The sequence below is a fragment of the Shewanella sp. 8A genome (assembly GCF_023475945.1).
Taxonomy (GTDB): Bacteria; Pseudomonadota; Gammaproteobacteria; order Enterobacterales; family Shewanellaceae; genus Shewanella; species Shewanella xiamenensis.
Window position 1 is genome coordinate 38,506 of record NZ_JAMDJP010000030.1, and the last position, 12,767, is coordinate 51,272.

Sequence of the window (12,767 nt, forward strand, 5' to 3'; positions counted from 1 at the left end):
TAGCGTCTAAACGCTAACGGCGGCATGGGCATCTCTTGCGGAAAGAATGGGTGTGTTGTTTAACAGTGGCCACTCAATCGCAAACTCGGCACAATTCCAAGCAAGTACATACTCATCATCCGGCGCATAATAATCGCTACAACGATATAACACATCAGCATACTCACTTAACACATAAAACCCGTGGGCAAACCCTGGGGGGATCCACATTTGCAAATGGTTATCTGCAGAAAGAATCCTGCCAACCCATTTGCCATAGGTCGCGGATTGTGGCCGAATATCGACGGCAACATCAAAAATACTGCCAGCACACACTCGGACTAATTTGCCCTGCGGATATTGTTGCTGGTAATGCAATCCACGCAATACATGCTGCTGCGAGCGACTATAGTTATCTTGCACTAACGCTGGCGCTTCAAATCCGCGACTCAGCAAGCACTCAGTAAAATACGCTTGCCGAAAGGTTTCCATAAAAAAGCCGCGCTCATCGCCAAATACCTTAGGTTCAAAGACAAGTACTTCAGCCAGCTCGGTTTCAACGCACTTCATTAAACACCTGTTTATTTAATAAGCCTAAAAGATACTCACCGTAGCCACTTTTAAGTAAAGGTTGAGCTAAGGCAGCTAGCTGCGAGGTATTAATCCAGCCACAATTGAATGCCACTTCCTCCGGGCAATTCACTTTCAAGCCCTGTCGTTTCTCAATAGCGGCAATAAATGACCTTACCGACCATTAAATCCAACATTCAAAATGCCTTTTCTCATTGATACATCAAGGATTAGTGAATTGAATCGAGGCGCAGATAGTAGCATACAAATACAAATTAAACGCAGGGCGAAACGGCTCACTAGAAAATGCAGAACGTTGCTATGCGGGTTCTAGATTCTAGATTCAGCTTTATTTCTCAGGAAGTTGTATGTCGACTTTTACGCCTTGGTTAGGCGAAGAGGTCAGAATAATACTGCCATGGAGCTTTTGGGTAACCAAATTGTAGATAATTGACATGCCTAAGCCTGTGCCGCCATCTTTGCGAGCGGTGGTAAAAAAAGGCTCAAAGGCTTTCATCTTGACCTCATCAGTCATGCCGACACCATTATCTTGATAACTCATGCAAACGTTCGAGACTTGCTGTTCAACTCGGATAGTAATTTGCTTATCACCAGCAAAATTGTCAGGAAACCCATGCCGAAAGCTATTGGCAACTAGATTGGTAAAAATTTGCGCTATAGCCCCTGGATAAGACTCGATAAAAATTTGGTCATCAAGGTCAACGGTTAAGGTGATATTCTTCTTACGCATTAATGGCCTTAATGAGCTAAAAATCTGGAAAAGATAAGTCTTTAAATTAAATCGCTCACGTTCAAGTACCGACTGATCCGCCGCGGTCCGCTTAAAGTTGTGGACTAACTCCGCTGCTCGCGCCAAATTTCGCTCTATCAGTCCCAAACCATCTTGCATCGTACTGATAAAGTTTAAAAACTTATCTTCGTCGAGTTCATTTTGCTCAAATGTACTTTTTAGCAATGCGACCTCATCTAAACAATGAGTTACTGAGGTCACAGCAATCCCCAAAGGCGTATTGACCTCATGGGCAACCCCTGCCACTAAACTCCCTAAAGCCGCCATTTTCTCATTTTCAATCAAATGATGTTGTGTTGAACGTAAATCCGCCAATGCGGTTTCCAATTCTTGAGTTCTTAATTCAACTTGCGCTTCCAAATCCGCATTAATGGCTTTTAATTGCTGCTGATAATCTAAAATTTCCCTTGCACTCATTGCCCGACCAAATAAATCGGCCAAAGCGGAAGCAAAGGCTTTTTCATCGCGGGTCCATTCTCTTGACTCACCTTGATGTTCAGAACAAATAATGCCCACCATCTTACCGCGATGACGGATAGGGCTATCTAATATGGAGGTAATACCATTAGGCACTAAGTAAACCTTTACAAACTCATGGGTAGCTCTATCGGTTTGAGCCAGATTAGCCACTATCGCTCTTTCATTATCTAACAAACTGAAATAATAAGGATAATCAGCACGCGTTAAGACAAAGGCTTCTTGTCTTTGCATATTATCGAGCAGGTAAAAGCAGTGCATACTTTGATGATCTTCAGTCCATAACCAAATACTGGCACGGCTGATGTTTAAGCCTTGGCACACTGAAGCAACAATGAGTTGCGATGCCTCAGCTAAATCGCCACCATCAATAATTGAAGAGCGACTCACGTCAAATAAAATCCTATCTAACATCCGCGTCATAATGATGGAGTTCTCCGCGTGGCTTCGCCAGACATTGAAATCTGACAATAGCTTCAGTAGCCAATGCTTATGCAAGAGTCTTAAGTACTAACCTTAAAGTGATAGTCTTTAGTATAGATTCTATCTGCAAACTCACTAGGTAGATTACTCTACAGAATAGCATTTCAGCGCTTCTCGTTCCCCCTGCTCAACTGCGATAGCACCATATTATCGGATTTAACACTATAGCAATGAAGCCGTAAGCGCCGCTGAAATTAAGCGCCCAAATGCCATATCGAGCATAGCCTTAATGCCTTTAATATGACCCCATACCATAGTAAATAAGTTTGGTGCCATCGTAGATGGCGGTTATCATCCCTAATATCAATAAATCAGAGGCTTGAGATGAATATGCAACGTCCACTCTTTACTATCGCCTTAGTCGCAATCATGGCAACCGCTTGCAGCGATCCGCAACATGCAACAGATCAAAACTCCACAGCCAATACAGAAACTCAAAAGACCATCCCCCTTGGCGATACCAGCCAAAATGCACTCGATTGGCCAGGCATGTATGAAGGTGTTTTACCCTGTGCGAGTTGCGAAGGTATTCAAACCACGCTAACGCTACTGGCAGATAACAGCTTTGAATTAAAAAGTATTTATTTGGGCAAAGATGAGAGCATCTTCAAGGTGGCAGGAAAATTTGACTGGGATGACAAGGGCTCAAAAATTACTTTATCCGATGGCAGTAAATACCTCGTCGGTGAAAACCAGCTATTTATGCTAGATAACGAAGGCAACCGGATCAGCGGCGAACTGGCTGAGCACTATATATTGAAAAAGAAAGGGATGTAAAAAAGAGCATTGCAGCGTGACAGTGAGAAGTTGAGTGCTCCATCCAGCTAGAACGCAGCGATTCTAGATTCTAGACTCTAAAGCAAGCTTGTCAGCGTCCTAGATTCTCACATCGGGGTTACTCAAAATGAAAAGAGTTACTAAGACATGAACCCAGATATCCAAATTATCCGCTATCAAGACTGTGAATCGAGTTTATGGAAAAACGGCGGCGGTAGTACTAAACAACTGTTAATATCGCCAAAGGATGCTGACCTAACTAACTTTGATTATAGGATCAGCATTGCCACCATTTCGAGCAACGGCCCCTTCTCACCATTTCCTGGCATCGATAGACAGTTGTGTATCTTGGAAGGCGAAGGCGTAAAGCTGATGATGTCTGACAATGCGGCTAAATCAAGCGAGTTAGTACTCCGCCCAAACCAACCTGCATTTTGTTTTAGCGGCGAAACTCAGATTGAAAGCCAACTCTTAGATAAACAAATTATCGACTTTAATGTGATGATCAAACGCGGCAAGTATCGCGCGCATATTGAGCGGCTGGAGTTGAATGGCTCGTTAAACCTTACGTCCTATGAAACCAGCCATGACGATAAGGTTTATCAAACAAAAAAACTGTACAACAACGAGTTGCAACAATGGCTACTTTGCCTTGAACCAATGTGCTTAGTTTATCAAGATCAAATGATCCAACTTAAGCGTTACGACATGGTGCAATACCCACAAGTCCAAAATTCAGCAGCACAATCGCCAGAAATACGGCTCTTAGAAGTAATAACTCCCGAAGCAAACCGTTCAAACAAGGGACAATCAACAATTAAGCAAACCAAAGCAGACATGCAGCATCCACTAAACCATAAACAAAGCCAGGTACTGCGCATCGTTATAGAATGCATAAAAGGATCTAGGTTCTAGAGCCACGAAGTGGCGTTCTAGAAGCCGTAGGCCGTCCTAGCAGTTGCGAAGCAACGCTCTAGATTCTAGACATGATGTTCGAGGATGAACTTGCGCACGTACTAAGCACTCGCTTAAAGATGTTGCTGGTTAATAATCCACTCCACCGTCTTTCTGAGACCTGACTCAAAAGACTCTTGCGCTCTCCAACCTAATTCACGTTGAATTTTACTGGCATCAATGGCATAGCGTACATCATGGCCAGGCCGGTCAACAACATACTGAATTAAATCAGCAAAACCCGCACTACCCATTGCAAGAGATTGCGGATGAGTAGGCACTAACTCCTCTAATAAGGCGCAAATTTGCCGCACAACCGTCAAATTAGTTTGCTCACAGGAACCACCAATATTATAGGTTTGCCCAAGCTCCCCCTGAGTCGCAACTAAATAGAGCGCCTTAACGTGATCATCCACATACAACCAATCACGCACTTGCTGACCATTACCATAAATTGGCAACGGTTTACCCTGCAACGCATTGGTGACCATTAGGGGAATGAGCTTTTCAGGGTATTGAAAAGGCCCATAGTTATTGGAGCAGTTGGTCATCACTATCGGTAAAGCATAAGTTCGATGCCAAGCACGAACCAAATGATCCGCTGAAGCTTTACTTGCTGAATAAGGCGAGCTCGGATCATAAGCTGAGGTTTCACTAAACAATCCAGTTTCGGTCAGTGAACCAAAAACCTCATCGGTAGAAACATGATGAAATCTAAATAACCCTTTTCGCGTATCCGCTAATTGCTGCCAATATCGGCGCGAAGCTTCTAACAACGTATAGGTGCCCACAATGTTGGTTTGGATAAATGCAGCAGGTCCATCAATTGAGCGATCAACATGACTTTCAGCCGCTAAATGCATTACCACATCGGGCTGATGAGCCTGAAAGATTTGCTCTAATGTCGCTCCATCACAAATATCCGCCTGTATGAAATGATAGCGCTCACTATCGGCAATAGCCGCTAAAGCCTCAGGATGACTGGCATAGGTTAACTTATCGACATTGATCACGATGCACGTCGTTTGCTCAATCAACATCCTCACTAAAGCCGAACCGATAAACCCAGCACCACCCGTAACCAAAATTCGCATTATCTCTTTCACACCTTACAGCTTTGAAAGCAAAAGTAATGAATTATATCAGGAAAGTTAAGGCTTAGCTGTGAGGACAAATAGACCATCACAGCGCTAAACCTAGAATCTTGATTCTAGAAGTGAAAACGCACTATCCAAGCAGTGGCAAGCAACGCCCTAGATTCAATCTCCTCGCTTATGCCGCTTTGACTGCCTGAGCGATATATTCAGCTTGTTGTTGGGTCAAGGCAATGTCCGTGGATTCAACCATCACTCGGATTAAGGGTTCGGTACCCGATTTACGCAATAATACTCGCCCCTTACCCCCTAAAACTTCCTCCGCGGTTAGCACCGCCTGTTTAACACTGTCTTTAGCCAAAATACTATCAGCACTGCCAGAAGTTAAACGCACATTGATAAGCACTTGCGGCAATTTAGCCATGCCCGCTTTAAGATCGGCTAAACGTTTGTCAGACTCTAGAATGGCTTTGAGCACCTGCAAAGACGCCACTATGCCATCACCAGTAGAAGCATGCTGCAAACTCAAAATATGCCCAGAGCCTTCGCCGCCCAGTTGCCAACCCGTTTGTTTGAGCTGTTCAACCACATAACGGTCACCAACCTTAGCGCGTACAAAAGGAATATCCATTTGTTTAAGTGCCAGTTCTAATCCAAGATTAGACATGAGCGTACCAACCACCCCGCCCTGCATTTCGCCTTTTTGATATGCTGCTTGTGCCAAAATAAACAAAATCTCATCGCCATCAACTACATGGCCATTATGGTCAACAAACATGACTCGGTCAGCATCACCATCAAGCGCAATACCTAAATCCGCTTCGTGCACCATAACCGCAGTTTGCAAACTGTCTAAATGTGTTGCGCCACAATGATCGTTAATGTTCACGCCGTTGGGTTTGTCATTAATGCTAATCACCTCGGCCCCTAATTCGCGATATACATTCGGGGCAATATGGTAGGCAGCACCATGGGCGCTATCGACAACAATCTTTAGTCCCGCCAAGCTTAAATGATTCGGGAAGGTTCCCTTACAAAACTCAATATAACGACCGGCAGCATCATCAATGCGACGCACTTTACCCAGTTTTTCAGAAGCAACACATTGCAACGCATTATGCTCAAGTGCTTGCTCTAATAGCGCTTCAATTTCAAGCTCTTGTGCATCATTTAGCTTGGTGCCTGTGTTTGAAAAAAACTTAATACCATTATCATAAAAAGGATTATGGGAAGCACTGATAACAACGCCTGCATCGGCCCTAAAAGTTGAAGCTAAATACGCCACTGCGGGCGTTGGCATCGGGCCAATTAATGCCACATTGACACCAGCGGCTGAAAAACCCGCTTCCATTGCCGATTCCAGCATATAACCGCTAATGCGGGTATCTTTACCAATCAGCACTTCTTTAGTGCCAGTGGACGCCAGCACAGTACCCGCAGCCCAGCCTAACTTCATCGCAAAATCAGGCGTAATTGGGAATGTTCCTACTTTGCCACGCACACCATCAGTACCAAAATACTTCCTAGACATACAAAATCCTTAAAAACGCTAAAAGACAAAAAGCCAAATCCATGGGGATTTGGCTTTTAAAAAAGATTTAACTTTGCAACATCTAAACGACATAAGACATTGAATCAAGAAACTAACGTTACCACTTTCGGTTTTGTATCAGCTGGTTTAAATAATTTCCTTTGCTGCCAAACTAGATCACAAATACCGTCAGTTGGGGCAAAACCAGTTGGTGCCGAAAGTAAAATATCACGAATCGCCTCATGGTTGAACTCATGACAGGCTTTATCCAAACGATTCAAAATTAACTCTAATTCAGCCCATGGCAGGTAAATTTCATTCGCGGTCATAATCCGCTCATGGTCTGTTCCTGTCACATCATCGCCAATAAGTAACTCTTCATACAGTTTTTCACCGGGGCGCAGGCCAGTAAATTCAATCGCAATATCACCATTGGGATTTGCTTCATCCTTCACATCATAACCACTTAAGCGGATCATTTTAGCTGCGAGATCAACGATTTTGACCGATTTTCCCATATCAAGTACAAAGACATCGCCGCCTTTACCCATAGCACCCGCTTGAATAACCAGCTGTGATGCTTCTGGAATCGTCATAAAAAAGCGGGTGATTTCAGGATGAGTAACAGTAACAGGACCGCCATTAGCGATCTGCTTACGGAACAATGGCACAACCGAACCAGAAGACCCCAGAACATTACCAAATCGCACCATACAAAAACGCGTTTGATGATCTTCTTTTGCCAATGCTTGCAATGCAAGTTCAGCCATACGTTTAGTGGTACCCATCACATTTGTAGGGCGCACAGCTTTATCGGTAGAAACCAACACAAAGGTTTCTACTTTTGCAGCAATAGCCGCTCTCGCGGTATACAAAGTACCAAATACGTTATTGCGAACACCTTCAACCACATTATGCTCAACTAAAGGCACATGCTTATAAGCTGCAGCATGGTAAACCGTCTGCACTTTAAATGCCTGCATAACCGCTTGCACACGGTTTTCACGCTGCACAGATCCCATAATAGGGACGATTTCAATATCAATACCGAGATCATTGGCAGTGGCAGATAATTCACGGTCAATCGAATAAAGTGCGAACTCCGATAACTCGAATAAAACTAATTGTTTAGGCTGCTGTTTTAAAATCTGGCGGCATAACTCTGAGCCGATAGAACCACCGGCACCTGTAACCATAACCACTTTATTCTTGATATTCGCAGTCAATAAATGCTGTCTTGGCGCAACAGAATCACGCCCCAATAAATCTTCGATTTCGACTTCTTTCACATCACTAAATAACTTATCGCCACTCACTAAGTCCGCCATAGCGGGCAAAGTCATCACTTTAACAGTTAATGGCTCAAGCTGATTAATAATGTCCTGACGACGTGAACGCGATGCACTCGGCATTGCCAGCAACACACGGGTTGTAGGTCGCTGTTTTATCAGCTTACTAAGTTGATGCGGTGCATAAACGTGCAAACCTTGAATCGAAGTATTATGCAAGTTTTCATCGTCATCAACAAAAGCAACCGGATGGTATTCATGGCTCTGTGCAAGTGCAATCGCGGTTTGTCGCCCGCTCACACCTGCACCATAAATAATAACTGGCTCACCGCGGCGATTAATTCCGGCACCGACTAATGAACGCATGAGTGCACGCGCGCCGCCCACAAAAACGAGAGCAAAAGCTGCATAGATAAATGGCACTGTGCGAGGTAAATCCACCCCGCCATAATAGGCAAGTAAAACAAGGGCTATGGTAGAAATACCGACACCCGCAACGATTGCAGTAAACGCTTGCGAGCCAATATAACGTAGCACTGCGCGATAAAGCCCCAGCCTCACAAACCCAGCAATACTGATAGGGATAGTTAACGCAATCAATCCCCAATATTGCGATTTAAACAGTACGTCAACTGAGTCCAAGCGAACGAGTAACGCAAACCAAAAGGCAAAGAGCAAAAACACAGAGTCAATCGCCACGCTGACTAAACGCTTTTGTGACCGCTTTAATGAAAATAAAAACTGCAAAAAATCCATCTTTTGCTCCAACTTAATTAAGTAATTCATGAAGTTTAGTAACGGCTTATGCATTGATAAAAGGCATCAAGTCTTTCGAGTAAGTGAGTATACATGAGATAACGAGTTACAGCTAAACCCAAATGCAATAACTAACTTGGCTTAACAGCATCACCACTACCACGGCCAGTAGCAGTCATTAGGATGTATTTAAAATAACGACCTAAGGTTAAAGTATCTATCATTTGCTTATCCGTTTGAGCAAGCAACTTAGGCGTGGACATATCAATATTTTGCACTTGCGCCAAACCTGTTACACCAGGCAACACATTATAAACTCCTAGGGCATCACGCTCGGCTATCAACTCTTCTTGGTTAAATAAGTTAGGCCGTGGGCCAACCAAACTCATCTCACCTTTTAGTACATTAATCAGTTGTGGCAGTTCATCAATTTTAGTTTTGCGCAAAAAACCGCCAAATTTTGTAATGGCGGCATTACTGGCAAGATGACTCGCTACCGATACAGTATCCTTACTCATAGTACGAAACTTAATCAGTTTAAATGGCTTTTTATGTTTACCAACCCGAGTTTGAATAAAAATTGGTGAGCCTGTATCAAACAAACCGATGATTGTTACGATGAATAATATTGGCCATAGCAATAGCAACCCGAAAAAGGCTGCGAGAAAATCAATTAAACGAATCATGTTCTACCATCATTTAGTTTTTGCTTGAAGAAAAGCTTGCGCTGTTTGTTTAAAGCCTTCTTGCAGAGTCTGAGGAGGCTTCCAGCCCAAGATGTTTTTAGTATGAGAAATATCGACCTGCAATGATCCAGTTAACCTATCTACAACATCTGATTTGTTAAATAGTTTACCCACTAACTTATAACACCAAATGGGTATCGGAAGTTGCCATGCAGGCTTACCTAGTGCCTTTGCCATTTCACGAACCATTTCAGAGGTAGAAACATCATGGTCATCTGAAACTAGGAATACTTGATTAGCCGCTTTTGGATGATCAATACAGGTGATGATTAAATCAACCAGATTAACAACAGACACCAAACTGCGTTTATTTTGAGTAATACAACCAAATGGCAACGGAACTCCTTTATAAACTAAGTTCATCAATGAAGCAAAATTTGCTTTTACGCCAGGTCCATAGACTAAAGTAGGACGAATTATGACTATCTCCATGCCTGTTTTATTTCCTAGTGCTTGCAACTGAACTTCTGCTTCAGATTTAGATTTACCATAGAAATCTTCAGGTGCATGTTTATCTACAGATGTAAACTTTCTAAGAGTATTTGTAGACTCTCCATGAACCTTTATGGAACTAATAAAAATAAACCTTTTAACCCCCATCAACGACGCTTGCTTGGCAAATGCAATAGTCGCATAATTATTTATTTTTTGGTATTCATCTAGTTGCTCTTGGATTGTAGAAAATTTTTTGTTCATCATATGAGTACGAGCAGCACTGTGTATAACAACTTCAACATTAGACAATGCATCTGAATAATCAGGATTATTAAGCATATCTAGATTAAAAAACACACACGGATATATAGGCTTAGTTCGACCCACTACATGAGTTTCGTCAGATAACAAAGACAATAAGCTTTCCCCAACAAAACCAGTAGCACCTGATAGCAAAATTTTTGATTTTATACTCATGACATTCTCAGTTAATTATATCAGTGCAAACATTCATTAACTTTTTAGTACAATTTAAAAATCACTTAAGTGAAAGATATTAGATAATATAAATATCAGTTCACAGTCATTTTTATTTTACAAAAACACTACAACTCATAATGAATATTTACCACTAGGTTAAAAAAGCTAGAAACTAGATGAAAACATGCAAATAAAGTTTTTAAAAAAAACTTTATCAACAATGTATAAGGTATAAGAATACAGAGAAATGAAGCTTAAATATCTGAGAGAATAAAAAAATTCCCAAAACCCTTTATTAAATAAGAGCATAATTTATTTCACACATCAAACCTTTTACCAAAGCCCAATTGAAACCTCTTATTGACTTTTATTTTAAATAGTTAAAATTTACAATCAACACCACAAATAGCAGTGGTGTTGAATAAAAATTTAAAAAGCGTGCATTTAAAAATAGATATGAAGTAGAGCAAAAGACCCGGAACATAAAATGTATCTAGTATAGTAGTATAGCTAACAGATGAATGCTTCAAGTTATTTACATATTATAAACTAGACTTTCTTAAATTCAAGGTCTGTGCTTTTCAGTATTTTTCAAATTAAACGAATCGAATAAAGCTTGAAAAGCAATTTTCACTTGCCTAAATTGACCTCTAAAAATAGAAATTAATGAAAATCCCAAAGTTAATAATATTGGTTTAAATTTAACAAAATAATTTTCGCCATAAATATAGTGAACATAGAATAAGTTTCGCAGCATAAAGTATCCTTTCCAGGATAACAAATCATTATTTTGGTTATTTTTAAGTAGACGAGTAGCCTTGATATCGGGATCGCAAATTATTTTATAGCCAGCCTTTCGAGTACGTATTGCATAATCTAAATCATCATAAAAAATAAAAAACTTTGGTTCAGGAAAACCCACATGTTCCACAACTTCTTTAGAGATTAGGGGACCTTCGAATGGAATCCCATGCAATTCTTGTAGCCCCTGCATCTGATCTTTTTTATATAAATCAGCGACAGATAATTTTTTCGGATTTAAAATAAAGGGTGATGACAAATCATACTTTACAGGAGATAACTCAGCGCAGGAGCCATCAAGATTAAAACGAATTGGCTGAACAATACCCACATGTTGTAAGGCAAGCATTTTCTCTAAACAATCGCAATTTGGTTGAAAATCATCATCCATTAACCATAAATGTGAATAATCATAAACATTGGCAGCTTCAAAGCCATAGTGAAAACCACCAGCCCCCCCTAAATTATCACCAGTATTGTAATAAATTACATTATCATTAGTTAACGCTAAATTAAAAACAACATCTTCTGTCCCATCATTACTATTATTATCAATAACTAATATTTTTGATGGTCTTTGTGTCTGATTTAGTAAAGAGACTAAAACTTGTCGTAATAAATCTTTACGTCTAAAGGTTACAACAATCGCAACAACTTTATTCATTATCTTTACCTAACTCCTTTTCAACTACATTCAATGCGGATGCAATCACTTGATGCATATCATAATATTTATACTCTGCTAGTCGACCACCAAAGATAACATTTGTGAAATCTTCCTTTAATTTTTTATATTGAGAAAATACACTTGTATTCTTTTTATCATTAATAGGATAATAATATTCATCCCCTTCTTGAAATTCTTTAGGATATTCTTTGGTAATAACAGTCTTGAGTTGGTTACCAAACTCAAAATGTTTGTGCTCAATAATACGAGTATAAAGATATTCTTTATCAATATAATTAATTACAGCATTACCTTGATAGTTATCAATCTCTAAAGTTTCACTCTCAAACTTTAAAGAACGATAGTCCAACTTGCCAAACTGATAATCAAAAAACTTATCAATAGGTCCAGTGTAAACAATTTTTTTTGCAACAGAATTCCAAAAAGACCTATTATCAAAATAGTCTACATTCGTTTCAACTTCAACACCATATAATAAACCATCAATTAATTTATTATATCCACCAATTGGAATTCCTTGATACTTATCATTAAAATAGTTGTTATCATAAGTAAAACGCACAGGAAGACGCTTTATAATAAAAGCGGGTAATTCTTTACAATCACGCCCCCATTGTTTTTCTGTGTACTCTTTTATCAAGGTTTCGAATATGTCTCGACCCACTAGAGAAATTGCTTGTTCTTCAAGATTTTCGGGCTCTTGACCTTCAAACTCTTGACTTTGAGAAAATATTTTATCTTTTGCTTGTTGAGGTGTAACAACTTTCCATAATTGATTAAATGTATTCATATTAAAAGGTAAATTGTACATATTACCATTAGATAAAGCCATTGGAGTATTAGTATAGCGATTAAACTCAACAAACGTATTTACATAATCCCATATATATTTATCG

At 40.4% G+C, this 12,767-nt stretch carries 11 protein-coding genes and 1 pseudogene; 2 read left to right on the plus strand and 10 right to left on the minus strand.

Going from position 1 to position 12,767, the window contains the following annotated elements:
• Positions 1-6 precede the first annotated feature (6 nt).
• From rfbC to M0413_RS18365, 3 genes and pseudogenes are all read right to left on the minus strand, one after another.
• Entirely contained in the window at positions 7-549 is a 543-nt protein-coding gene (gene rfbC, locus M0413_RS18355; RefSeq protein ID WP_249555169.1) for a dTDP-4-dehydrorhamnose 3,5-epimerase, read from the minus strand.
• A pseudogene (locus M0413_RS18360) lies at positions 536-718 on the minus strand (glucose-1-phosphate thymidylyltransferase RfbA); the annotation flags it as partial. The gene rfbC and the pseudogene M0413_RS18360, both read right to left, overlap by 14 nt.
• A 180-nt stretch (positions 719-898) precedes the next feature.
• On the minus strand, positions 899-2,260 hold the full coding sequence (locus M0413_RS18365) for a sensor histidine kinase (RefSeq protein WP_249555183.1): 1,362 nt from the start codon (positions 2,258-2,260) through the stop codon (positions 899-901).
• 390 nt (positions 2,261-2,650) lie between these two features.
• Here M0413_RS18365 and M0413_RS18370 point away from each other — a divergent pair, with 390 nt between their 5' ends.
• Both M0413_RS18370 and M0413_RS18375 read left to right on the plus strand, forming a co-directional pair.
• Complete coding sequence (locus M0413_RS18370) at positions 2,651-3,097, plus strand: copper resistance protein NlpE (RefSeq protein ID WP_249555185.1); 447 nt, start codon at positions 2,651-2,653, stop codon at positions 3,095-3,097.
• Positions 3,098-3,244: 147 nt separating this feature from the next.
• Positions 3,245-4,012, plus strand: a complete 768-nt coding sequence (locus M0413_RS18375) for a HutD/Ves family protein (protein WP_249555170.1) — start codon at positions 3,245-3,247, stop codon at positions 4,010-4,012.
• A 113-nt stretch (positions 4,013-4,125) separates the two neighbouring features.
• Here the strand turns inward: M0413_RS18375 and rfbB are convergent, their stop codons facing one another.
• The 7 genes from rfbB to glf form a co-directional block, all read right to left on the minus strand.
• Entirely contained in the window at positions 4,126-5,145 is a 1,020-nt protein-coding gene (rfbB, locus tag M0413_RS18380; RefSeq protein ID WP_249555171.1) for a dTDP-glucose 4,6-dehydratase, read from the minus strand.
• Between the two features lie 178 nt (positions 5,146-5,323).
• On the minus strand, positions 5,324-6,676 hold the full coding sequence (gene glmM / locus M0413_RS18385; RefSeq protein ID WP_249555172.1) for a phosphoglucosamine mutase: 1,353 nt from the start codon (positions 6,674-6,676) through the stop codon (positions 5,324-5,326).
• 104 nt (positions 6,677-6,780) lie between these two features.
• The gene (locus tag M0413_RS18390) at positions 6,781-8,721 is read right to left on the minus strand and encodes a polysaccharide biosynthesis protein (RefSeq protein WP_249555173.1); all 1,941 of its coding nucleotides are present in this window, start codon (positions 8,719-8,721) and stop codon (positions 6,781-6,783) included.
• A 131-nt stretch (positions 8,722-8,852) separates the two neighbouring features.
• Entirely contained in the window at positions 8,853-9,407 is a 555-nt protein-coding gene (locus M0413_RS18395) for a sugar transferase (protein WP_249555175.1), read from the minus strand.
• A gap of 9 nt (positions 9,408-9,416) precedes the next feature.
• Positions 9,417-10,379: a UDP-glucose 4-epimerase family protein gene (locus M0413_RS18400; protein WP_249555177.1), complete on the minus strand. Its 963-nt coding sequence runs from the start codon at positions 10,377-10,379 to the stop codon at positions 9,417-9,419.
• Between the two features lie 568 nt (positions 10,380-10,947).
• Positions 10,948-11,847, minus strand: a complete 900-nt coding sequence (locus M0413_RS18405; protein WP_249555179.1) for a glycosyltransferase family 2 protein — start codon at positions 11,845-11,847, stop codon at positions 10,948-10,950.
• The coding region (gene glf, locus M0413_RS18410; RefSeq protein ID WP_249555181.1) for a UDP-galactopyranose mutase at positions 11,840-12,767 on the minus strand (928 nt) is incomplete at its 5' end. The genes glf and M0413_RS18405, both read right to left, overlap by 8 nt.

What these genes read in the sequence shown, in the direction of transcription:
- glmM (WP_249555172.1), bottom strand. Translation starts at nt 6,676, where the DNA reads ATGTCTAGGAAGTATTTTGGTACTGATGGTGTGCGTGGCAAAGTAGGA.
- M0413_RS18375 (WP_249555170.1), top strand. Translation starts at nt 3,245, where the DNA reads ATGAACCCAGATATCCAAATTATCCGCTATCAAGACTGTGAATCGAGT.
- M0413_RS18405 (WP_249555179.1), bottom strand. Translation starts at nt 11,847, where the DNA reads ATGAATAAAGTTGTTGCGATTGTTGTAACCTTTAGACGTAAAGATTTA.
- M0413_RS18400 (WP_249555177.1), bottom strand. Translation starts at nt 10,379, where the DNA reads ATGAGTATAAAATCAAAAATTTTGCTATCAGGTGCTACTGGTTTTGTT.
- M0413_RS18365 (WP_249555183.1), bottom strand. Translation starts at nt 2,260, where the DNA reads ATGACGCGGATGTTAGATAGGATTTTATTTGACGTGAGTCGCTCTTCA.
- rfbC (WP_249555169.1), bottom strand. Translation starts at nt 549, where the DNA reads ATGAAGTGCGTTGAAACCGAGCTGGCTGAAGTACTTGTCTTTGAACCT.
- M0413_RS18370 (WP_249555185.1), top strand. Translation starts at nt 2,651, where the DNA reads ATGCAACGTCCACTCTTTACTATCGCCTTAGTCGCAATCATGGCAACC.
- M0413_RS18390 (WP_249555173.1), bottom strand. Translation starts at nt 8,721, where the DNA reads ATGGATTTTTTGCAGTTTTTATTTTCATTAAAGCGGTCACAAAAGCGT.
- M0413_RS18395 (WP_249555175.1), bottom strand. Translation starts at nt 9,407, where the DNA reads ATGATTCGTTTAATTGATTTTCTCGCAGCCTTTTTCGGGTTGCTATTG.
- rfbB (WP_249555171.1), bottom strand. Translation starts at nt 5,145, where the DNA reads ATGCGAATTTTGGTTACGGGTGGTGCTGGGTTTATCGGTTCGGCTTTA.